Below are 22089 nucleotides of genomic sequence, written 5' to 3'. Positions count from 1 at the left end.
CACCCGAGGAGCCTTGATCCATGTCCGCCCGCAGCCTGAGCCTTGCCGCGATCCTCTCGGCGACCGGCAGCCACATCGCCGGCTGGCGCCACCCGGACTGCCCGGCCGACGGCGCCTTCGACATCGCCCGCTATGTGGAGGAGGCGCAGATCGCCGAGGCGGCGAAGTTCGACCTCGTGTTCCTGGCCGACAACTACGCGCTCAAGCAGGCGAGCAACGAGGAACTGAGCCGCACCTCCAACTCGATCGCGATGCTGGAGCCGATCACCGCGCTTTCGGCGATGGCGATGGTGACCCGGCGGATCGGCCTCGTCGCGACGATGTCGACGACCTACTGCGAGCCGTTCCACGTCGCGCGGATGTTCGCCTCGCTCGATCACATCAGCGGCGGGCGCGCGGGGTGGAACCTGGTCACTTCGGCCAACCCGGCCGAGGCGCGCAACTTCAACCGCGACCTGCAGGCCGACCACGATGCCCGCTACGCGCGGGGCGAGGAGTTCGTCGACGTGGTGCGGGGGCTGTGGGACAGCTGGGACGACGGCGCGCTGATCGCGGACAAGGCGGGCGGCCGCTATTTCCGTCCGGAGGGACTGTCGGCACTGAACCACAAGGGCGCGCACTTCTCGGTGCGCGGGCCGCTCAATGCGCTGCGGCCGGTGCAGGGGCATCCGGTGATCTTCCAGGCGGGCTCGTCCCCGGCGGGGATCGCCCTGGCGGCGCGATCGGCGGACTGCGTGTTCACCCAGCAGCGCTCGATCCCGACCGCGCGGGCGTTCTACGTCAAGGTGAAGGAGGCCGTCGCGGCGGCCGGGCGCGATCCCGATACGGTGCGGGTGCTGCCCGGCCTCGTGCCCTTCGTCGGCGAGACGCGGGCCGAGGCGCAGGCGAAGTTCGACGCGCTGCAGAACCTGGTCGATCCGGCGGTGGGCATCCAGATCCTGACGGCGGTGCTGGGCGGCAAGGTCGATCTCTCGGGCTACGACATCAACGGCGCGGTGCCCGAGATTCCGCCGAGCGACGGCATGACCACGTTCCAGGCCAACCTCCTTGCCGAAGCGCGCGAGGAGGGGCTGTCGCTGCGCGAGCTGTACTTGCGCTATGCGGCGGGCTTCGGGCACTGGCGGGCGATCGGCTCGGTCGAGGACGTCGCCGACCTCATCGAGGAGGCCTTCCACGCCGGGGCGGCGGACGGTTTCGCGATCTCCTCGCCCATGCTGCCGGGCTCGCTGCGCGATTTCGCGACGATGGTGGTGCCCGAACTGCAGCGCCGGGGCCTGTTCCGCAGCGAATACGAAGGCGAGACCCTGCGCGACCGCCTCGGCTTGCCACGTCCCGCGCGGCGCGATCCGGCGCTGGGGTGAGCAGCGTCAGCACATGTTCGACAGGCGCTTCGGCAATTGAGAACTGCGCAAGATGGCCGTCATGGGTGGAACGGGGAGGGAAGCCGGGCTCCGTTTCAGCGGCCTTATCAAGTTCACCGGCATGGCGCGGGGGCCAAGATCAAGGTGACCCCAGACTGCCGCGCCTTTATCCTGTCACCCACTTTGCACCCGGCAATCTCATTAGGCTGTACCGATTTCGAGCCGACCAATCCAGCGGCGTTCTGCGCATGTACGACCCCAAATAGGCCGGGTCGGTACTTGCTACCCCCGACTCCGATAAAGGTAATCGTGGCAGTCTCCGATGCAGATGAAGCAAGGTCGGTAGCCGAGGTGTCAGCAAGACGATTAGCCCCGGCGATGGCAAGGCACACGCCAAGAAATAAGAGACTGAGCATGCCCAATCCAGTTGATCCGATCAGATCGCGTTTGCAGCGAGGTACAAAACGATAATTGCTCATGTTCCAGAATTCTAGGTTGTTGCACCAATGCCCGCAATGGGGCGGTAACCTGACGCGATCCTGTCTGCCGCGTTTCAACCCAACCCCGCTCGGCCCAAGCGGGTGGAGGGGGCAGGTTGAAGGCAAGCGAACGTCGAGGCACCCGGCCGCCCTTACAGCGGCTCGCCGGCGCGCAGCGGGTCGAGCCGGACGATCTCGCGCAGCGTCACCAGCGTCTCGAAATCCCTGACGTTCTCGTCCGATGCGAGGACTTCGTCGGAGAAGCGCTGGTAGGCCTCGATCGAGGGCACCGTGACCATCAGCAGGAAGTCGGTGCGACCGGTCACGTTCCAGGCGCCGATCACTTCCGGGCGCTGCTCCAGCCGGGCGGCGAAGGCCTGCTCCATGCGCAGGCCCGACCGGACGAGTTCGACGAGGACGTGGATGGTGATCGCCGGGGCCAGGCGCGTGGTGTCGATCAGCGACACGTCGGCGACGATCACGCCCGCCGCGCGTAGCCGCCGCAGCCGCCGCAGCACGGCGCTTTCCGAGAGCCCGACCTGAGCCGCGATCGCGCGCGCCGGCTCCAGGTTGTGCCGCCGGACCACGGCGATGATTCGCCGGTCGAACTGGTCGAGTTCGACGATTTCCATCATTCTTCTCCCAATAACGGCGAAATCCGGCGTTGAATGCCGAAAATCGCCAAGCTTCGCCAGAGGCGGGTGGATATAAGGCGGGCATGACCACGGTTTCCTCCTCCACCCGCGCCGCTCCGGCGCCGCTGATGCAGGCGCTGCCCTATCTTGCGGTGGCCGGATCGATCGCCGCCTTCTGCGTGGGCACCTCGTTCGGCAAGCAGCTGTTTCCGCACGTCGGCGCCTCGGGCGCGATTGCGTATCGCGTGGGCTTTTCGGCGCTGATCCTGCTTGCGCTGTTCCGCCCCTGGCGCGGCCTGCCGGGGCGCGCGGACGTGCTGGCGACGATGCGTTACGGCGCGGCGCTGGGGCTGATGAACCTGAGCTTCTACCTGGCGCTGCGGACCATCCCGCTCGGCCTGGCGATCGCGATCGAGTTCCTGGGGCCGCTGACGGTATCGCTGCTGCACTCGCGCCGCCCGGCGCATTTCGCGATGGTGGGGATGGCGGCGGCGGGGCTGCTCCTGCTGCTGCCGATCCGCGATACCGCGCATGCGCTCGACCCGGTCGGCGTCGGCTTCGCGCTGATGGCGGGCGTGTGCTGGGGGCTCTACATCGTGTTCGGCAAGCGCACCACGCACCTTCCCGGAGGTCAGGCGGTGGCGCTGGGCATGACGACGGCGGCGATCATCGTCGTGCCCGTCGGCATCCACGAGGCGGGCACGGCCCTGCTGGCGCCCTCGCTGATCGCGATCGGGCTGGTCACCGCGGTCCTGTCCAGCGCCATTCCCTATTCGCTGGAGATGATCGCGCTCAAGCAGATCCCCGCCAACCGCTTCGGCATCCTGATGAGCATGGAGCCGGCGGTCGGCGCAGTGGCCGGGGCGGCGCTGCTGGGCGAGCATCTGGTGGGGTTGCAGTGGCTTGCGATCGCGCTGGTGGTGGCGGCATCGGTGGGCTCGGTCGTGCTGTCGCCCGGCCCCGGCCCGGCCGAGCGGCTGGAATAGGCTGGAACGAATTCTTCGGCGGAACGCTTTCCCTGCGCTGCGGGAAGTGCAAAGGCTGCTGCTTATGGCCCGTAGCGACCTAGGGAATCGAGTCGCCAAGAGCGTGCGTGGATGAGCGAAGACTTCGAGTGCGAATTGCGGCGCGCCAGCATCGCGGCCGATGCGGCGAAGGCGCGCCACCGTGCGATCGTCGACAGCGCGGACGATCACGCGATCATCGTCACCGACCTCGACGGCACGATCACCGACTGGAGCAAGGGTGCCGAGATACTGCTGGGCTGGATCGCAGAGGACGTGGTCGGCCAGCCGATCGGCATCATCTTCACCGACGAGGAGCGCGCGGCGGGTGTGCCGGAAGACGAGCTGCGCCTCGCCGTGCAGCAGGGCCGGGGCCTCGACAACCGCTGGCACTTGCGGCGTGGCGGGGATTTCTTCTGGGCGAGCGGCCGCACGTCGCCGCTGCGTGACGAGGCCGGCCAGCATGTCGGCTATGTCAAGATCCTGCGCGACCAGACCGCCGAGCACCGCGCGCACGAACGTCTGGAGACTGCCGAGGCACGGCTGCACCAGGCCCAGGCGGCGGGCGGCGTGGGCCTGTTCACGGTCGATATCGCATCCGACATCATGATCCCCACGCCCGAGCTTTGCCGGCTCTACGGGTTGCCTTACAAGTCGCGTTACCCCGTCAGCGAGTTCGAGGCGCGGGTTCTGCCCGAGGATCGCCGCGTCCCCTCTTCGCTGGCCTCGCGCCGTAGCGGCGAACCGCCCCTCGACGTGGAGTACCGTGTCCGTCATCCGGCGACCGGCGAGGTGCGCTGGCTGTCGCGCACCGGCACCGTCGAGCATGCCGATGACGGTACGACCCGGTTCGTCGGTGTCGTTCGGGACGTCACCGCCCAGCACGATACCCTGGAGGCGCTGGCGCGCAGCGAACAGCGGTACCGCGCCTTGTTCGAGGCCCTTGAGGACGGCTTCTGCATCATCGAATTCATCGACGGGCCGCACGGGCCCTTCGGCGACTACGTGCATGTCGAAGCCAACAGCGGCTACGAACGCCAGTCCGGCATCGCCGGCATCGTCGGACGGACCTTGCGCGATCTCGAGCCGGAGGACGCCGAGGGCTGGAGCGAAATCTACGGCAACGTCGTGCGCACCGGCGAGCCGATCCGCTTCGAGCGCTATTTCGCCGCCGCCGGCCGTCATATCGAGGTCTCGGCCACGCGGGTCGAACCGCCCGAGCGGCGCCAGGTCTCGGTCATGTTCCGCGACATCGAGGCCCGCCGCGCGATAGAGGCGGACCGTGACCGCACGGCATCGGCGCTGCGAGTGCTCAACGAGACGCTCGAACAGCGGGTGGCGGAACGCACGGCGGAACTGATGAACGCCGAGGCGCAGCTGCGCCAGGCGCAGAAGATGGAGGCGGTCGGCCAGTTGACCGGCGGGCTGGCGCACGATTTCAACAACCTGCTGGCGGGCATTTCCGGCGCGCTGGAGATGGTCGGCACGCGCCTCAGGCAGGGGCGGCTGCCGGACGTGGACAAGTACCTGGTCGCGGCGCAGGCCGCCAGCCGGCGCGCGGCCTCGCTCACGCATCGGCTGCTGGCGTTCTCCCGGCGGCAGACGCTGGATCCCCGTCCCACCGACGTCAACGCGCTGGTCAGCGGCATGACCGAGCTGATCCAGAGCACCGTCGGCCCGCAGATCCGCGTCGAGACCGTCGGTGCCGCCGGCCTGTGGCTCACGCTCGTCGACGACAGCCAGCTCGAGAATGCCCTGCTCAACTTGTGCATCAACGCGCGCGACGCGATGCCGCACGGCGGACGCATCACCGTCGAGACCGCGAACAAGTGGCTGGACCGCAACGGCGCGCGGACCCACGACATTCCCGAGGGGCAATACCTGTCGCTGTGCGTGACCGATACCGGCGTCGGCATGACGCCCGACGTCATCGCCAAGGCCTTCGACCCGTTCTTCACGACCAAGCCGATCGGGCAGGGCACCGGCCTCGGGCTCTCGATGATCTACGGGTTCGCGAAGCAGTCGGGCGGGCAGGTGCGGATCTACTCGGAGGTGGGCGAGGGCACCACGGTGTGCATCTACCTGCCGCGCCACTACGGCGAGGCCGACGTCGAGACCGCTCCCGAACCGCGCGGTTCCGGCGGCGCCGCCGAGGCGGGCGAGACGATCCTGGTGGTCGACGACGAGCCGAGTGTGCGCATGCTGGTCACCGACGTGCTGGAAGACCTGGGCTACGTCGTCATCGAGGCGGCGGACAGTGCCTCTGGCCTGCGCGTGCTGCAGTCCGACGTGCGGATCGACCTGCTCGTCAGCGACGTCGGCCTGCCCGGCGGCATGAACGGCCGCCAGATGGCCGACGCCGCGCGGGAGAGCCGGCCGGACCTCAGGGTCCTGTTCATCACCGGCTATGCGGAGAATTCGGTGATCGGCAACGGCCACCTCGAACCCGGCATGAAGGTTCTTACCAAGCCTTTCGTGGTGGAGACCCTGGCCGCGCGCGTGCGCGACCTGATGCAGGACTGACGGTATCGCTCCGTCGGGCAGGCGATGAAATTTCGTTCATCGCCAGGAACCCTTGTCGTTCTAATTCATGACTTCGACAATATTGGCCGGTCAATCTGCAAGCATTGCGGATATATTCTTGATTGACAGTCCGTCGCTCGCAAATCGATAGTCCAGTTCGGGTATCGAGACTGCGAATCAACGCGGTGTCGATGGGTGATTTCATCAGTGCCGGGTGGTTTATTCTGCGTTGTTGCCAGGGCGGCTGCGGGGTATTTGTCCTGAGGCCATCCTGGTCGGCATGGTTCGTCCGTGCCAGCCACCGCGGACCATCCTTCCCGGCGGGGGAACGGGCGACAATGGGCGAAGCCGGGCAACTGTTGCGGATCGCGGATACGATCGGGCTGGAGGAAGAGGCCAGGCTGGTCCGGGCGCTCGGAGACCTGGCCGGGAAATGGCGGGATCTGGCGCGCGAGGTCACCGGCTATGCATCGGCGCTGGCGCTGGTGCGCGCGGTCGCGGAGGGGACGACGGACGCCGATGTGACGGCCGCCTTCGCCAGGCTTGGCGCGTCGGAAGTGCTGAAGGCGCTGCAGGACGGGGCGGCCAGGCTCAAGAGCGTACTGGACCGGATTCCCGAGGCGGTGGCGCGGTTGCTGCAGCCGATCGGGGCCTTCGATGAACGGGCCGGCGGTACGCGCGACCGGGGGCTGCTGAGCTGGCCCCTGTCCGGGAAGGTCGGCGGTGACGGCACCGTGGGCGGAAGCGGCAGCAAGGGCACTTACGCATTGTCGCTCGGCGGCGCGGCGGCGCTGACGATCGAGGCGGGCGATACCTGGCCCTACAGCGACTCCATGCCGGGTGCGCTGCTGCGGCTGCGGGCGGAAGGCAGCCTGCAGGCCAAGGGCGATGTTTCCCTGCCGTTCACTGCCGGCAGCATCGGGGTGTCTGGCGGGGCGAGCGCGAACTGCGCGCTCGAATACTACTTCGCGGTCGCCGACCAGGACCGGATCTATGCCGCTGCGCTGGCCGAGCGGCTTCCCGAGCTGGTCGATCCGTTCGATTTCGACTCTGTCTGGAACGGCTTCGCGGGCAGCGACCTGGCCGGGATACATTACGAATTCAACGGGAATGCGGCGGTCGAGGTCGCGCTGTCGGTCGCCGACCTTGCCGCGCTCGGCCGCGTCGCCGAGGCGCAGCTGGGCGCGACGATCTCGCTCGGGTTCAGGCTGGACGGCAAGTATTTCCTGACCTTCCGGGCCGACCGGCGGGCGGGGGACGTCCAGCCCCGGATCGTGGCGACGGTATCGCGGCAGCGCGGCAGCACGACCGAGCTGGGGCTGCAGGCCGGGGTGACGATCGACTTCGCCGCGCTGGCGGCACGGGTCCACGCGCTGCTGGCCGATGCGCTGGGCGAATGGGACGCGGTCCTCGCCAGGGTGAAGCCCTATCTTTCGCCGGGATCGTGGCTGCAGGCGCAGGCCGGCGCGGTGATCGAGAAGCAGGCGCAGAAGCTGGTCAAGGACGATGCCCTGCGCAAGGCGCTGGTGCGTGACCTGCAGGGCGTCGTCGGCGTCGGTACGCCGGAGGAGTCGGAACTGGTCGCCTGGGTCACCGGGCAATTGACCGGGGCGCTCGATGCCGCGCAGGGCTGGTCGGCCGGCAAGGGCGATGCGGCCGTGGATGCGCTGCTCGACAATCTGGGACGTGCCTTGCCGGCATTCGCGCAGGCGGAACTGCGCAAGACGCTGAAGGAAAGCGCCGGCACCCTGATCGACCGGGCGGCCGCTGGCCTCAAGGACGAAGTGGAGGCGCTGTTCAAGGCGGACAAGGCGGCGCTCGGCAAGGCGCTGCAGCGGCTGGGGGCGATTTCCGGGCAGGCCGTGGCCGATGCGGACGCGGCGCTGGCAGGCGTCAGGAAACTGGTCGACCGGTATGACGCGCTGTTCCGCAAGGTGCTCGCCGCGACGCAGGATGCCGCCCGTGCGAAGATATCCGCCGCCGTGCAGATCGCCGAGCAGCGGCAGGACGGCGCCGCCGTCGAGATCACCGGCACCTTCCTGTCGCGCTCGGATGCTTCCCGGCGTATCTTCCGGGCGCTGACGCACGGCGATTTTCCCGCGCTGCAAAAGCTGTTCGAAAGCGGGGCGGGAAGCGCCGATTTCGATCTCGACGAAAGCCGGTCGAGCCTGCGGCGCTATGCGTCGGGCAGCCGCAAGGTCGGGATCGACCTGCTGCTGCTGGGCTTCGGCATCAGTGGCGGCGATCTCCTCGGCGCCGCGGCGAGCGTCACGGTCGATGCCACCGGCACGGTGCAGGTCGATACCAGGGCGAACCTGGAAAGGCGTTTCAGCCACTTCGATGCCGACCGGGAGATCACGCTGGTAAGCAGCTTCTCGCTGGTCGCCGCCAGGGCGCTGACCAATGCCCCGGCGGCAGTGGACCGGGCCATCGGGCTGGCGGTGACTATGGGCCACATCGACGATGGGCTGAAGCGGCACGAAGTGGACCGCTTCGTCGGCAGCCTGGCCGATGCCGGGCTGATCGCCCCGCCGGCGCTGGTGCTGGCGCGCGAGACGTTCACGCGCTGGGCGGGAAGCCCCGGCAAGGACGCCAGGCTGAACGCCTCGCTGATCCTCAAGCTGGCGCTCGACCGGGCCAGCCTGGCATCGCTGCTGAGCCTGGGCGAACCCGTGCTGGGCGAAAGCAGGCTGCGGGCGATCGTGCGCGAGGGATACGACAGGTTGTACGAGCACGATCCGTCAAGCCGCTCCGCGCTCGACGGGACGCTCAAGTTCCTCGGCCAGAAGCAGCCCGGCCGTTCGCTCGAGGATTTCCTGATGGATGCCAGGCATACCCGCCTGGCGCTGCTGGTCGGCGCTGGGCGTAGCGCGCCGCAGCTTCGCAGCGGTGCCGATGTGTTCATGAATGCCGTCGAGCTGACGGGCGGGATGCGCACCATGATCGAGGGGCTGCGGGCGATCTACTTCTCGACGCCGGAAGTGCGCGGGGACGACGATCCCCGGACATGGTCTCCCAAGGATTACCGCAAGGCCGAGCGCGAGGCCGCCGATGCGGTCGAGGACTGGCTGCGGCTCAATTCCCGGCTGTTCTGGACGGATTCGAAAGTGCACCCGCGCACGATCGCGTTCCTGGAGGCGGTCGCCAACCTTGCCAGGCTGGAGATCGCCCGGGCCTTTTCGCTGATCATGTCCCGCCGCGACGGCACCCCGGAAACCGTGGCCTTGTGCTGACGCCTGATTTCTCAGGCGTCGATATCGCTCCCCGCGCCTGAGAATTCGGTTCCCGATACGCGGTTCCGGCCTTCCTGCTTGCTCTTGTAGAGCTGCTGGTCCGCCTCCCGGATCCACAGTTCGGGCTTCATGCCGGGCAGGCAGCGGGCGCTGGCGACGCCGATGCTGACGGTGATGAAGGGGCTGATCTGCGATTGCTCGTGCGGGATGTTCAGCGACTGGACGTGCAGGCTGATCTCCTGCGCGACCAGTGCCGCGCCTTCCGGGTCGGCGCCGGGCAGGATGCAGGCGAATTCTTCGCCGCCGTAGCGGGCGGGCAGGTCGGACGCGCGCTTCACCGCCCGCGCCAGCGCCGAGCCCACCATCATGATGCAGCGATCGCCCGCCGGGTGGCCGTAAGTGTCGTTGAACTGCTTGAAGAAATCGATGTCGATCATGATGACCGTCAGCCAGTCGCCGTTGCGCGCCATGCGGGCGGTCTCGGCCTCCAGCGCGCGCTCCATCTGGCGCCGGTTGCTGAGGCCGGTCAGCGCGTCGGTCACCGCCAGGCTGGCCAACTGGTCGCGCAGGCGCTTGAGTTCGACGTGGTTGCCCACCCGCGCGCGCAGGATGGCGGGCTGGATCGGCTTGGTGACGTAGTCGATCGCCCCGAGCGTGAGCCCGCGCATCTCGTGGTCGGTGTCGCCCAGGCCGGTGGTGAAGATAACGGGAATGTCGCACAGCACCGGGTCGTCCTTCAACTGGCGGCAGACCTCGAAGCCGTCGATCCCCGGCATCAGCACGTCCAGCAGGATGAGGTCCGGCGGCGTCGCGCGCGCCGTGTCGAGCGCCTGCTGGCCGGAGGTGGAGAAAAAGATCTCGTAGTCGTCCTCCAGCACCGCGTTCATGATCTCGATGTTCGAGACCTCGTCATCGACGATGAGGATGGTTGCCCTGTTGATGCCGCTGCTCATGCCGCTGCTCCTGCCTTGTCGGTCGCGCTGGGTGCATCCTCGGTGTCGCTTGGTACCTCTTCGGTGCCGATCAGTGCCAGTGCGGTGTCATAGTCCAGTTTCTCGAGCGCGCGGTTGATTGGGTGGTCTGCGCGGGCCCCGTCGCTCAGGCCGATCGCCGCGGCGAAACGGCCGAAACCGGCGCGTGCGCCCAGGCTGCGGCGGCGGATCAGGTCGCGCAGTTCCTCGCGCGCGGCCACGGCGGCGTCGCTGTCGTGGCCCGGTCCGGCGAAGGACGCCTCGGCGCTGCGCCGGGGCGTCAGGCTGGCGGCGGCGGCAAGGGCGGGGACGAGCTGGACTTCGAGAGCGGCGATGGTGACGAGCGCCTGCTCGGTCTCGCCTTCGGCGATCAGCTTCTCGATAGTGGCGGCGGAGCGCTGGATTTCCGCCAGTTCCAGCGATCCGGCAACGCCCTTGAGGCTGTGCGCCAGGCGCCGTGCATCGGGCAGGAAGCCCCCCGCCAACTGCGTCCGCAAGTCCTGCGCCACCGCCGCGTACGTCTCTCCGAACGTGACGATCAGCTTGTGCAGCAGCGAGGCCTTGCCGTTGACGCGCCGCAGCGCGGCCGGGAGATCGAACGGCGGCAGGCTCTCGGGCAGGATGGCCGGGGAGGCCGCCGTCCTGACGGGTAGCACTTCGACCGAGGCGGCGGGCGCCGGCACGACCGGCGGCGTGGCCGCCGGGCGTAGCCAGCGCTCCAGCGTACGCATCAGCGCCGCCGGATCGACCGGCTTGGAAATGTGGTCGTTCATGCCCGCCGCAAGGCAGCGCTGGCGCTCTTCCTCATGCGCGTGGGCAGTCATCGCGATGATCGGCAGGCGGTCCGCCGGCCACGTCTCGCGGATGTGCCGGGTGGCGGCGATGCCGTCCATTTCGGGCATCTGCACGTCCATCAGCACGGCGGCATAAGCACCACCTGCAGCCTCCACGCGCTCGCAGCCGATGCGACCGTTCTCGGCGCAGTCGACGACGAGCCCGGCCTGTGCCAGCAGCTCGATCGCGATCTCGCGGTTGATCTCGTTGTCCTCGACCAGCAGCACGCGCGCGCCGCGGAACCGTTCGGCCAGCGCGGGCGCGGCTTCCGCTTCCATGGCATGGCCGGCGGCGGCATCGTGGGCGAAGATGTCGACGATCGTGTCGAGCAGTGCGCGGGGTGCGATCGGCTTGGTCAGCACCGCCGCGAAGGGCGGCGCGTTGCCGTTCACCGTCAGGCTGTCGGCGCCGTAGGCGGTGACGATGAGCGTGCGCGGCAGCGGCGCCTTGTGCGGCATGGCCTGCATCGCCTCGATCGTCTCCATGCCGTTCATGCCCGGCATCTTCCAGTCGAGCAGCACGAGATCATAGGCCCGGTCGGCCTCGTCCGCGCCCCGGATCGCGCTCAGTGCCTCGTCGCCCGAGGCGACGAGGTCGAGGCTGATGCGCCATTCGGCGAAGATATCGTGGAGCAACTGGCGCGAGGCGGCGTTGTCGTCCGCCGCCAGCACGCGCAGGCGCTGTACATGCTCGGGCGCGGCGATGTCGGCTACGGCATTTTCGTCCTCGTGCGACATCACCATGCGGGCGATGAAGGTGCTGCCCTGGCCGGGCGCGCTTTCCACCCGGATGGTGCCGCCCATCTGCTCGACGATCTGCCGGCAGATGGCGAGGCCGAGCCCGGTGCCGCCGAAGCGGCGCGTGGTCGAACTGTCGGCCTGCGCGAAGGACTGGAACAGCGCGGCCTGCTGCTCGGGCGTCATGCCGATGCCGGTATCGCGCACGCGCAGTTCCAGGGTGACCTGCTCGTCCTGCTCCGCGACGCTGTCGAGGCTGACGGTGACGCTGCCGTTCTCGGAGAACTTGACGGCATTGCTGACGAGGTTGAGCACGACCTGGTTGAACCGCAGTTCGTCGCCGCAGAGGCGGTGCGGCACGGCGCTGGCGATTTCGGAGGTGACCGTCACGCGCTTCGCCTGGGCTTCGGTCGCCATCAGCTGCAGCTGGCTGGCGATGGCGTTGCGCAAGTCGAACGGGCTGGTTTCCAGGGTGAGCTTGCCGGCCTCGTTCTTGGAGAAATCGAGAATGTCGTTGATGAGCCGCAGCAGCGATGCGCCGGCCTGGCTGATCTTGCCGACGTAGTCCTTCTGCCGGGGATCGAGATCGGTGCGCGCGATCAGGTGGCAGAAGCCCAGGATCGCGTTCATCGGCGTGCGGATCTCGTGGCTCATGTTGGCCAGGAACATGCTCTTGGCGCGGCTGGCGGCCTCGGCCTCGCGGGTGCGTTCGCGCAGTTCGAAGCTTTCGACGAGGCGGTCGCTCAGCCATACCAGCACCAGCGACTGGAAGGCGACGATCACCGCATGGAGCAGCACGCGGCCGAGGTTCCCCTGCCCCGAGAACACGGCGGAGGGCAGCAGGTAGAGCAGCAATAGGTGATGCAGCGCGACGGCGGTGGCGGCGACCAGCACCGCGCGCCGGTCGCACCAGCCGATCGTCAGCGTCAGCATGGCGAAGAAGTACATGTGCATGTCCATCTGCCAGGCATGGCCGCGCAGGAGGACGAGGAGGATGGCGGGCTCGGCCATGAGCGCGACCGCCGAGACATAGCGCGTCGCCGGCGCGGTGCCGCTGCGCATCCAGGTCAGGTGATAGCTTCCCGCGACCACGATTCCCGCCAGCGCGGCCATGGCCGGCGCGCCGCCGGTGAGCAGCGCCACCGCGACGAACAGCGGGACGTGCAGCCAGAACAAGGCAAGAAGTAGGCGGCCGGATTGGTAGCGCAGCTTGTCCAGTTCGACGATCACGGGTTGGGCTCCTGAGCAGAAGAGGTGATGCAACCGGCCACGGGGGGCACGGGAACGGCGAGCCACGCACCCGCCAGGCGCAGCGTCGCAGGGAAGTCGTCGCGGTCGGATCCGGCGATGACGATGTTGGGCAGCGTACTCGTCGCGGCCAGCCTGCCCCCCGCCCGGCGGACGAGGTCGATGCTGCCGGTCAGCGATGTCGTGGGCGATGCGATCACGAGGTACTGTCCGGAGTTCGGGCCGGACAGGAACCAGCTTACGGCCAGCGCGGCCAGTCCCACGGTCAGCAGCGCCGCGGCTGGAAGATAGTCGCGCAGGGAGCCTGCGGGCTCGCGATGAGGACGACGCCTGGGGGCGCCTGCGGACCGCGTGTCCATCCGATGTGCGTTCGCCGTCCAGATCATGCGGATTCGTTACCCGAATATGCCTATTTAATGGTTAAGAGCGGTGAAGTTCCGTCGATGCCGGGAGGGCGCGGCCAGGTTCGATTGTCAGGTTCCTCCGGAGTGGCTAGGCTTCCCCTGTTTCATCCTCGCGCGGTTCCTGGGATTTTGCATGACACTTGAGGAACAGGCCAGGACGGCGCTCGGGCAGGGCGATCTGGCTGCCGCCGCGGCTGCGGCGAAGGCCCTGGTCGAGGCGGCGCCGGGGCAGCCCGCGGGGTTCTTCCTGCTGGGGATGGTCGCGGCCGAGGCCGGCCAAGTCGCCCGCGCCGTTCCCCTGATAGAGGCGGCGGTGGAGCGGGGACCGCTGGCCGAGCATCTGGCGCAACTGGCGCGGCTGCTCGTCCTGCTGCGGCGCGAGGGCGATGCGGCCCGTGCCGCGCGCGAGGCGCTGGCGTTGTCAGGGGCGCTGTCCGGGGCGTTGTCTCCCGCCGACGCGTTGACGCTCGACACGATCGGTTGCGTGCTGGCGCGGCTGGGGGACCACGAAGCCTCGCTCGCGCCTTTCGCGGGCGCGGTGGCGGCGGAGCCCGGCAACCTCGCCTATCGCTACAACCTGGCCGCCGCCAGCGGCTTTACCGGGCGCGTGGCCGAGGCGCGGGCGCACTACGAGGCGATCCTGGCACGCGATCCCGGCGATGCGCGGGTCCACTATGCGCTCGCGATCCTGTCCCGGCAGACGGGGCAGGACAACCACGTCGCCCGCCTGGAAGCCGCCCTCCCGCGGGCGGGCGGGCCCGAGGACGCGCTGCGCATCCGCTATGCGCTGGCCAAGGAGATGGAGGACATCGGCGACGCCGCGGGCGCCTTGCGCCATCTCTCGGCCGCCAATGCCGCGCACAAGCATGCGATCGGCTACGACTTCGCGCAGGACGCGGCGATCTTCGATGCGATCGAAGCCCTTTTCGGCGAAGCCCTTTCCGGCGAGGCGCCGTCCGGCGGGATGGGGCCGGCTTCCGATGGTGCCCCGGATGACGGCGACCGCTCCGGAGCGGCGCCCATCTTCGTCGTCGGCATGCCCCGGACCGGCACCACGCTGGTCGATCGGATCCTGTCGTCCCATCCCGAGGTGGAGGCGACCGGGGAACTCCAGGCGATGCCGCTGGCGGTCAAGCAACTGGCGGGCACGGCGTCTCGCACCGTCATCGATCCCGATACGATCGCGGCGAGCGGGCGCCTCGACCCCGCCGCGATCGGCGCGGCCTATCTGGCGCGCGCGGCGCATCACCGGCGGACCGGCAAGGCCCGTTTCACCGACAAGCTGCCCGCCAACTTCCTTTATGCCGGGCACATCGCGCGGGCCTTGCCCGATGCCCGCATCGTGTGCCTGCGCCGCAACCCGATGGACACCGTCTGGAGCAACTACAAGAACCTGTTCGCCAGCCAGTCCGCCTATTACGCCTATTCCTACGACCTGATGGACACCGCGCGCTATTATGCGCGGTTCGACCGGCTGATGGCCTTGTGGGAGCAGCGTTTTCCGGGCCGCGTGCTGCAATTGTCCTACGAAGCGCTGGTCGCCGATTTCGAGGGCCAGGTGCGGCGACTGCTGGCGCATTGCGGCCTTGCCTGGGACGAGGCCTGCCTTTCGTTCCATGCCAATGCCGCCGCCGTCGCGACGCCGAGCGCCGCGCAGGTGCGCCGGCCGATCAACGCCGACGCCGTCGACCGCTGGCGCGCCCATGCCGCTGCCCTGGAGCCCGCCCGCGCATGGCTGGAGGCACAGGGCATCACGGCCTGAACGAAGTGGGGCGCTCCTCCTGGCGGAAGAGCGCCCCGGACGCATGGGGATACGCCGTTATCAGTACTTGATGCGCGCCTCGAGGCCGATGGTGCGCGGGTTCGCCACGGTCTGGCGGTAGTAGCGCACCGCGACGCCGTCGTTGACGCCGATGCGCGAGCGGTCCTGACCGACCGAGACGATCGCGAAGTTGTCGAAGATGTTGTTCGCGAAGAGGCTGACGCTGTACCTGTCGGTGTCGTAGGACAGGCTGGCGCGGTGCATGACGTAGCCCGGGATCTTGTCGCCGTAGCCGCGATCCCAGCCGATGCGCGACACCACGTTGCCGCGATAGGTGGCGGTCCAGTTGAAGCTGAGGTCGCCCTTGGCCATCGGCATCGTGTACGTGGCGCCGAGGCTGCCCGAGTTCTTCGCCGAGCCCGGCAGGCGATCGCCCGAGAGCGCGTCGAGCTGGGTGAACTTGGGACGGGTGCTGTAATTGTTCGGGGTGGTGCGCACGGTGATGATGCCGTCCACGTCCTCCGTCAGCTTGGCGTCGGTGTACGAATAAGTGCCCTGGATCGCGAGGCGCGGCACCGGCTTGAACTGGAACGAAGTCTCGAAGCCCTGCGACTTGGCGGAACCGCCGTTCACGGTGATCCCGGTGACGCCGTAGTACGTGGCGGAATCCACCTGGATGCCGTCCCAGTTGATGTGGAAGACGTCGAAGTTGAACGACAGCTTGCGGTCGAACAGTTGCATGCGCACGCCGACTTCGATGTTCTTCGTCTTGTCCGGGCCGTACTGCAGCTCGTTCGGCAGGGCGCAGGCGTTCTGCTGGTCGGCCGGGACCGGATCGGGGCAAGGGGCCACGCGGTTCGGGCCGCCGATGCGATAGCCCTTGCTGTAGGTCGCGTAGAGCATCAGGTCGGGGGTGAAGTTGTACGAGGTGTTGAGCTTCCAGACCCAGCCGTCCTGCTTGGCGTTGCCGCCGGAGGGGGAGAGGTCATAGGGGCTCAGCGGGTTGTCGTATTCGGGCGTATCGGGGTCGTCGCCGCCCAGCGGCAGCGTCAGCGCGCCCTTGATGGTGGAGGTGTACTTGAAGTAGCGGGCGCCGGCGGTGACCTGCCAGGCCGGGGTCACGCGGAAGGTGCCTTCGCCGAAGATCGCCTTTTCGGTGATCTTGGACTTGGTGTAGCTGACGTATTCCAGGTCGTCGGGATTGACGAGCGGGTTCCCGTACCAGTCCTCGTTGCCGTAGAAGGCGGTCAGGCCCGGCGTGTGCTCGGCATAGTCGTTGTGGTACTTCTGCTCGTTGTAGAAGCCGCCGAGCACCCAGTTGAACGGGCCGCCGTGGCGCGAGACGAGGCGCACTTCCTGGTTGAACTGCTTGCGGCGGTTGTCGGTCTCGTTCCAGCTCGAGAAGGCGGGGAAGGCTTCGTAGTTGTAGTCGAGGTCGAGCAGCAGGTCGGTGTTGTCGCCCCGACTCTTCACGCGCACGTCGGTATAGGCGGTCGTCGAGACGAGGTCGGCGATGTCCGCGATGTTGGCGTTGATCTCCATCGAGGCGAGGTGCGCGCGGCGGTCCGAGGGTTCGGTGTAGCGGCTGGCATTTTCGTACTTGCCGGTGCCCATGACGCCGTAGCTGTTGGCCTGCGCGCCGTCGGTCTTGGTCCGCTGGAACGCGTAAGTGAAGATCACCTTGAGATCTTCGGTGGTCTGCAGCAGCAGCTGGTTGCGCGTGGTGAAGGTCTTCTCGAAGTTGAGGTCGTCCTTGCGCTTCAGGTTCGCGGCATAGTCGGCGGCGGAGACCCCGTCGGTGCCGCCCGGCTGGGGCAGCGACACGCCCGGCTCCTGCAGCAGCAGCGGCGAGTCGATGAAGCCCGGGTCGAAATAGAGCCCCGTGGTCGAACGGAACGCGATGTGATCGCGCACGATCGGGATGTTGATCGTGGTGTCGAGCTGATAGCCGACGTCGTCCGAATGCGCCTTGGTGTAGAGGCGGCCGTGAGTCTCGCCCTCGAAGGCGTCGGTGTTCGGGCGGTTGGGGATGTAGCGGATCGCGCCGGCCAGCGTGCCGAGGCCGTAGAGCGTGCCCTGCGGGCCGAGCAGCGTTTCGACGCGCTGGATGTCGAGCAGCTTGAAGTCGTAGTAGAGCGGCACTTCGCCCAGGTAGATGCCCATGGCGTCGTCATACGTGGCGCCGCCCGAATCGCTGTCCGAGGCGTTGAGGCCGCGCATCACGATCGTACCGGTGCCGCGCGGGCCGGTGTCGGAGATCGTCAGGCCCGGCGTGAAGTCGGCGAGGTCGCGCACGTCGTCGATGCGCTGGCGCGCGATTTCGTCGGCGCCGATCGCCGCGATGTTGATCGGGGTGTCCATGATCGTGGTGGCGCGGCGGGTGCCGGTGACGACGATGGCATTACCGTCATAGACGGCGGCCGCATTACCGTCATCGACGGGGCTGGCGGCGGCCTCCTGCGCGATCGCCGGCATGGCGAGCGCGGAGCTGGTGAATATTGTCGCGGACAGCAGCCCGGCTTTGATTTTCGCGCGATATGTCATGTGCTTCCCCAGTTTCCGATTGACGTGACCCGTCCCCCGCAGCCTGCTCCTGGTCAGGCCCGGCAGGCTTCGATTTGAGGACCCTCATTCACGCGCCGACCATCGCTTGGCGGATGTCGCATCGACGCGCGTGCTGCTCCCGACGGTCTCAAAACCCGTCGAGGCGTTCGCTCCCTTGCAACCTTTGATCTATTGCAACCTTGGTCTTTACCCGCGGCGGTTCAGTTGATTGCGGCCGCCGTGGCCTCTCGTTTCGCCCTGATCCGGTCGATCAGCGGCTGGAACGGGAACACGAACTGTTCCCAGATCGAAAGTCTCCTGAGATCGTCCTGCCCGACGACCGCCGCTTCGCCTTCGCGATACGTGCCGAAGACGCGATCGATGAGGATCAGCGAATTGGCGTAGTTGCAGCGGGTCGCCTCATAGTCGGTCGAATGATGCAGGCTGTGATGGCGGATCGTCGTGAAGAACAGCGCGTAAAAGCGGGGCGGATTGGCCCGCACGTTGGCATGCGCGAACGTCGATACCACCCCCAGGACGTTGAACGCGCAGAATTTGGCGGTCAGCGAAAGGTCGAACAGGGCCACCACGCTCAGGCTGATGAGCACCAGCTCGATCGGATTGCCGACCGCGCCCTTGGCCGCGTTGAGCTGGGTGATGTGATGATGGGGCGCGTGCGTCAGCCAGAACGGCGTCGCGTTGTGCATCAGGCGATGCATCCAGTATTGGCCGAACTCGATCAGGACGATCACCAGCACCACCTGCAGCAGCCAGGGCATCTGCATCGCCCACTGCGTCGTGATCCCCAGCGATTTCTTGGCGGCGGCCAGCGGATCTTCGGCCACGGCGGTCGAGACCCAGGAGATCACCGTGGAGCCCAGCACCACGTAGAACAGGTCGGTGAAGAATTCGCGCCGGTTCATGCGCCAGCCGGCATGGCGTTCGTGGACGAACTCGAGCCCCAGCACGGCCAGGGTGATGAGCGCGGACGTCACCACGATCGTCCATCCGTTTTCGGCCAGTGCCTTGGGCGCGAAAGCCCAGAATGCGACGACGGCGGCGACGAACGCGGGCGGCAGCAGATCGAACAGCTTCTGCTTCGCCGCGCCATGATCCGAAGCAACGGCGCGGGGTCGCCCGTCTGGCGATAGAACCGTGTTGCAGACTGGCAGTTGTTCCATCGAAAACCCCCCATCCAAGCTGGTTGACCAGCTTGCCGTTACAGATTCTCCCTCCCAGCCCCGTCGCTCTGCCTGGCGACTTTCTACACGGTATGGATATTACGTTTCTCGTCAAGCGTATTAATGTTGCCGCGATTTCTTTTGTTTGGCCGGCGCCGGGAATGGTGCAAGACCGCCATAGTGGCGGGCTTTCGGTAATACGCGCCGGGTGCGAGAGGCGCTCTGGCCCGGCGGTCCGTTCCGAAGCGATTCGGCGGTTTTCGATAACAGGCATGGGCCGCATGCTGCGGGTCGTTATCTCAGGTGTAGCGATAGGGATTCTTGTCGATCGTCGTCGTCCCGCGCGTCTGGTTGCACAGGAAGACGGTGCCGGTGAAGTAGATGCCGGGCTCGGTGATCTTCTGCGCATAGGCCCAGGCTTCGCGCAGCTGCTGCACGGTCATCTGTACCGGCGCCTCGTCGGGCTGGTACGTCATGCCGTAGGCGTAGTCCTCGCCGTCCTTGCTGATCTCGACGTGGCAACCCATGACGTGCGTGACGGGGTGCGTGTCGCAGAACTGGATCAGGCGCTTCATGCTGTCATACCACGGTTCCCAGAAGCTGATGTAGCAGCGACCGCGATAGAACATGTCCCCGGTATAGAGGATCTGCGTGTAGCTGTCGTAGTACGCGAACTCGGAGACGACGTGGCCCGGCGAGCCCCAGATCAGGATCTCGCGCCCGCCGAGGTCGAGGGTCACGCGCTCCTCGGGGAAGTTGGTCATGCCCCAGAAGCCGACCATCTCTTCGTGCGTGAGGCCCATGTAGCGGGTGTTCGGCCGGTCGGCGAACTGGTTGGTCGCGGCGTAGTGGTCGGCGTGGAGATGGCTGAACGCCACCAGCAGTTCGAGGCTGGCCGGATCGCGGCCGTTGCGGGCGCACCACTCGTAGATGCACTGGTCGACGACGCCGCGCAGGTCCCAGTCGTTGCGCAGCTGCACGAAACCCTCGTCGAGCAGCAGAACCCGGTCGTTGCCGAAGTAGAGCGGCGCGAACGGTGCCTCGTAGCTATAGGCCTTGTTCTGGCGCAGGATCGCGGTGTGGGGGTTGTACCAGTGGACCTGCACCGGCGGATCGGTGTTGTCCATGCAGGACGACGAGCCGCAGATCCACTTGTCCGGGAAAGTGCCGGTCGCGGGCAGGTTGGCCTTGAAGTCGATCGGCGGCGGGCGTGTCGCGGCGGAGGCGGCGTCGGACAGCCTGGTCAGCGCGGCACCGGTCAGCGGCACGGCGGCGATGGCGGCGTTGTAGGTCAGGAAAGAGCGGCGATCCACGGTGCGGTTTCCTTAACTCAGAACGGGCGGGGCGGGTTGATGTTCGGCACGCCTTCCGGCCAGACCGAAGTACGCTGGTCGGGACTGACGCCGTTGAACAGCGCGAAGTCCGGGCGGATCAGCATCATGTCCTTGCCCTTGATCTCGCGCGCGTGCTGCAGCGCGTCGTCGATCAGGTCGGGCGTCATTTCCAGCACCCGCTCGTAAGGCTTGTAGGTGGTGAAGCGGGCGTAATACTTGCCCGGCACGAACATCATCTCGACGTGCCCGCCCAGCAGCCACTTCACCGAATTGGCGGCGGCGAAAGCCTTGAGCCTTTCCAGCGAGGCGACGAAATCGGTGTCGTTGCCGATGTTGATCTTGCCGGGAAACAGCAGGTCGCCGGTGAACAGCAGGTCGCAGTAGGGGTCATGGAAGCTGACCCCGTCCTTGTGCGTGCCGGGGGTCGGGACGACCGTGATCACGCGGTCGCCGAGGTCGATCCTGCCGGTGCCCGAAGGCCAGTTAGCGATGCCGTAAGCCTTCTGCATCAGCGCGAGCGGCTTGGGAACGATGGTGGTATCCGGCCGGTCGGCGAACTGCACGAGGCCCTGGTTCTGCGCGATATCCTCGGCGGACGTGAGCGCGATGGTCAGAGGCACTTTCGTGCGCCCTCGCGCCTTCGCCCAGCGCGCGATGATCGCGTCAACGGTCTCGCGCAGGGGATAGTGCGCGGCGTTGGCGGTGGCGCCGGTGTCGATCAGCAGCGCGCCCTTGTTGCCGAACAGCAGGTACGTGAACGGCGCCTCCCAGTGGACGCACACGTTCTGCCGCAGCACGAAGGTATCCTCGTTGTACTGCACCACCTGCACGCGCGGGTCGCGGTTCTTCGCCGCGACGTTGGAGCCGTAAGTCCAGCGGAACGACAGGCTGCCCGCCGCCGGGCCGTCGCAGGCATAGTCGTGCATGACCGTCTTGGTGCGATGGAGCGGCACGGCGCTGTCGGTATTACGCACGCCGGGCGGATTGTAGCCCAGCGCCGGGTTGCCGTTGGGATAGGCGCGCCCGGTGGCGGCCTGCGAACTGCCGGAAAACCCCGTGGTACGGGTAGGACTCTGTGCCAAGAAATGCCCCCACACTGGCTGCGGCCGGGTCGGAACCGCCTCGATACGGGTCAGCTTATCGATATTACGAAACGTGACAACGGTATTATTTTCGTGCGATGGGAGTATCACTCCACTGCCAACTGCTGCTGTCATCGGCGGCAAGGTTGGTATAGGGGAGGGGTCTTGTCGTTCCAGAAAGGGCGCCGCTTGAGCACCGATCCCGCCAGTCTTGCCCGGCTCTCCATGAGCCTTCCCGCAGACCTGTTCCGCCAGCTGGATGCCATGGTGGAGGAGCGCGGGCTGCCCTCGCGCTCGCAACTGATCGCCGAACTGATCCGCCACGCCCTTGCCGAGCACGAGGCTCTGACCCGGCCGGAAGAGATGCTCGCGGGCACGATCACGCTGGTCTACCGGGGCGATAAGGGGCGGGTGCGCCACCAGCTGGCGCAGAGCCAGGCGGAGTACCTCAAGGAAGTGATTTCCTCGCAGCACGTCTTCCTCGAGGACGACCAGTCGATGGAAGTCCTGCTGGTGCAGGGCCCGGCCGAGCGGCTGAAGGAACTGTGCGACGCGCTGCGCGCCATTCGCGGCGTTCATCAACTGCAGCTGGTCACCACCACCGCGCTGCTGCCGCCGCTGCACGAGCAGGATGAAGTCGCCGCGAAGGTTGCCGCCAAAGTTGCCGAAAGCCCGCACAAGCCGCAGCCGAAGGACGAAGTGGCGGCCTGAGCACCCGCGCATGATGCACAAGCGCAGCACCGTGCGCAAGTATTAC

14 protein-coding genes are annotated in these 22089 nt (G+C 67.4%); 6 read left to right on the top strand and 8 right to left on the bottom strand.

Features of this window, described 5'->3' with window-relative positions; all coding sequences use genetic code 11:
• Positions 1–20 precede the first annotated feature (20 nt).
• Positions 21–1361 carry an LLM class flavin-dependent oxidoreductase gene (locus tag V2S85_RS18620; RefSeq protein WP_330704340.1) on the top strand — a complete coding sequence of 447 codons (1341 nt, stop codon included), beginning with the start codon at positions 21–23 and terminating at the stop codon, positions 1359–1361.
• Between the two features lie 631 nt (positions 1362–1992).
• Here V2S85_RS18620 and V2S85_RS18615 read toward each other — a convergent pair.
• Positions 1993–2475 (bottom strand): Lrp/AsnC family transcriptional regulator, encoded by a 483-nt coding sequence (locus V2S85_RS18615; protein WP_330704339.1) that lies wholly within the window; start codon positions 2473–2475, stop codon positions 1993–1995.
• Positions 2476–2558: 83 nt separating this feature from the next.
• Here V2S85_RS18615 and V2S85_RS18610 point away from each other — a divergent pair, with 83 nt between their 5' ends.
• From V2S85_RS18610 to V2S85_RS18600, 3 genes are all read left to right on the top strand, one after another.
• Complete coding sequence (locus V2S85_RS18610) at positions 2559–3461, top strand: DMT family transporter (protein WP_330704338.1); 903 nt, start codon at positions 2559–2561, stop codon at positions 3459–3461.
• A 111-nt stretch (positions 3462–3572) separates the two neighbouring features.
• Positions 3573–6002 (top strand): PAS domain S-box protein, encoded by a 2430-nt coding sequence (locus V2S85_RS18605; protein ID WP_330704337.1) that lies wholly within the window; start codon positions 3573–3575, stop codon positions 6000–6002.
• Positions 6003–6340: 338 nt separating this feature from the next.
• The gene (locus tag V2S85_RS18600; protein WP_330704336.1) at positions 6341–9235 is read left to right on the top strand and encodes a hypothetical protein; all 2895 of its coding nucleotides are present in this window, start codon (positions 6341–6343) and stop codon (positions 9233–9235) included.
• 11 nt (positions 9236–9246) lie between these two features.
• On the opposite strand, the gene V2S85_RS18595 is transcribed toward V2S85_RS18600, so the two are convergent.
• Genes V2S85_RS18595 through V2S85_RS18585 form a run of 3 tightly spaced genes read right to left on the bottom strand, consistent with a single transcriptional unit; the run spans position 9247 to position 13384 of the window.
• Positions 9247–10188, bottom strand: a complete 942-nt coding sequence (locus V2S85_RS18595; protein WP_330704335.1) for a diguanylate cyclase — start codon at positions 10186–10188, stop codon at positions 9247–9249.
• A complete protein-coding gene (locus V2S85_RS18590; RefSeq protein WP_330704334.1) occupies positions 10185–13007 on the bottom strand; it encodes a response regulator in 2823 nt (940 codons plus the stop codon). The genes V2S85_RS18595 and V2S85_RS18590 overlap by 4 nt, the downstream gene beginning before the upstream one ends.
• Positions 13004–13384 carry a hypothetical protein gene (locus tag V2S85_RS18585; protein WP_330704333.1) on the bottom strand — a complete coding sequence of 127 codons (381 nt, stop codon included), beginning with the start codon at positions 13382–13384 and terminating at the stop codon, positions 13004–13006. Before V2S85_RS18585 ends, V2S85_RS18590 begins: the two co-directional genes overlap by 4 nt.
• Positions 13385–13562: 178 nt before the next feature.
• On the opposite strand from V2S85_RS18585, the gene V2S85_RS18580 reads away from it, so the two are divergent.
• A complete protein-coding gene (locus V2S85_RS18580) occupies positions 13563–15191 on the top strand; it encodes a tetratricopeptide repeat-containing sulfotransferase family protein (protein WP_330704332.1) in 1629 nt (542 codons plus the stop codon).
• 60 nt (positions 15192–15251) lie between these two features.
• On the opposite strand, the gene V2S85_RS18575 is transcribed toward V2S85_RS18580, so the two are convergent.
• From V2S85_RS18575 to V2S85_RS18560, 4 genes are all read right to left on the bottom strand, one after another.
• Positions 15252–17735: a TonB-dependent receptor gene (locus V2S85_RS18575; protein WP_330704331.1), complete on the bottom strand. Its 2484-nt coding sequence runs from the start codon at positions 17733–17735 to the stop codon at positions 15252–15254.
• Between the two features lie 221 nt (positions 17736–17956).
• Complete coding sequence (locus V2S85_RS18570) at positions 17957–18916, bottom strand: sterol desaturase family protein (RefSeq protein WP_330704330.1); 960 nt, start codon at positions 18914–18916, stop codon at positions 17957–17959.
• A 299-nt stretch (positions 18917–19215) separates the two neighbouring features.
• Positions 19216–20229, bottom strand: coding sequence for an MBL fold metallo-hydrolase (locus V2S85_RS18565; protein ID WP_330704329.1), 1014 nt, complete (start codon positions 20227–20229; stop codon positions 19216–19218).
• Between the two features lie 17 nt (positions 20230–20246).
• Positions 20247–21332 (bottom strand): MBL fold metallo-hydrolase, encoded by a 1086-nt coding sequence (locus V2S85_RS18560; protein WP_330704328.1) that lies wholly within the window; start codon positions 21330–21332, stop codon positions 20247–20249.
• A 225-nt stretch (positions 21333–21557) separates the two neighbouring features.
• Here V2S85_RS18560 and V2S85_RS18555 point away from each other — a divergent pair, with 225 nt between their 5' ends.
• The gene (locus V2S85_RS18555; protein ID WP_419198217.1) at positions 21558–22043 is read left to right on the top strand and encodes a CopG family ribbon-helix-helix protein; all 486 of its coding nucleotides are present in this window, start codon (positions 21558–21560) and stop codon (positions 22041–22043) included.
• Positions 22044–22089: the final 46 nt, after the last annotated feature.

Origin of the sequence: Novosphingobium resinovorum, assembly GCF_036352595.1 — a bacterium.
Lineage (GTDB): Bacteria > Pseudomonadota > Alphaproteobacteria > Sphingomonadales > Sphingomonadaceae > Novosphingobium > Novosphingobium resinovorum_B.
This window is presented reverse-complemented; position numbering and strand designations above follow the sequence as displayed.

What these genes read in the sequence shown, in the direction of transcription:
- V2S85_RS18620 (WP_330704340.1), top strand. Translation starts at nt 21, where the DNA reads ATGTCCGCCCGCAGCCTGAGCCTTGCCGCGATCCTCTCGGCGACCGGC.
- V2S85_RS18615 (WP_330704339.1), bottom strand. Translation starts at nt 2,475, where the DNA reads ATGATGGAAATCGTCGAACTCGACCAGTTCGACCGGCGAATCATCGCC.
- V2S85_RS18610 (WP_330704338.1), top strand. Translation starts at nt 2,559, where the DNA reads ATGACCACGGTTTCCTCCTCCACCCGCGCCGCTCCGGCGCCGCTGATG.
- V2S85_RS18605 (WP_330704337.1), top strand. Translation starts at nt 3,573, where the DNA reads ATGAGCGAAGACTTCGAGTGCGAATTGCGGCGCGCCAGCATCGCGGCC.
- V2S85_RS18600 (WP_330704336.1), top strand. Translation starts at nt 6,341, where the DNA reads ATGGGCGAAGCCGGGCAACTGTTGCGGATCGCGGATACGATCGGGCTG.
- V2S85_RS18595 (WP_330704335.1), bottom strand. Translation starts at nt 10,188, where the DNA reads ATGAGCAGCGGCATCAACAGGGCAACCATCCTCATCGTCGATGACGAG.
- V2S85_RS18585 (WP_330704333.1), bottom strand. Translation starts at nt 13,384, where the DNA reads ATGGACACGCGGTCCGCAGGCGCCCCCAGGCGTCGTCCTCATCGCGAG.
- V2S85_RS18580 (WP_330704332.1), top strand. Translation starts at nt 13,563, where the DNA reads ATGACACTTGAGGAACAGGCCAGGACGGCGCTCGGGCAGGGCGATCTG.
- V2S85_RS18575 (WP_330704331.1), bottom strand. Translation starts at nt 17,735, where the DNA reads ATGACATATCGCGCGAAAATCAAAGCCGGGCTGCTGTCCGCGACAATA.
- V2S85_RS18570 (WP_330704330.1), bottom strand. Translation starts at nt 18,916, where the DNA reads ATGGAACAACTGCCAGTCTGCAACACGGTTCTATCGCCAGACGGGCGA.
- V2S85_RS18555 (WP_419198217.1), top strand. Translation starts at nt 21,558, where the DNA reads ATGAGCCTTCCCGCAGACCTGTTCCGCCAGCTGGATGCCATGGTGGAG.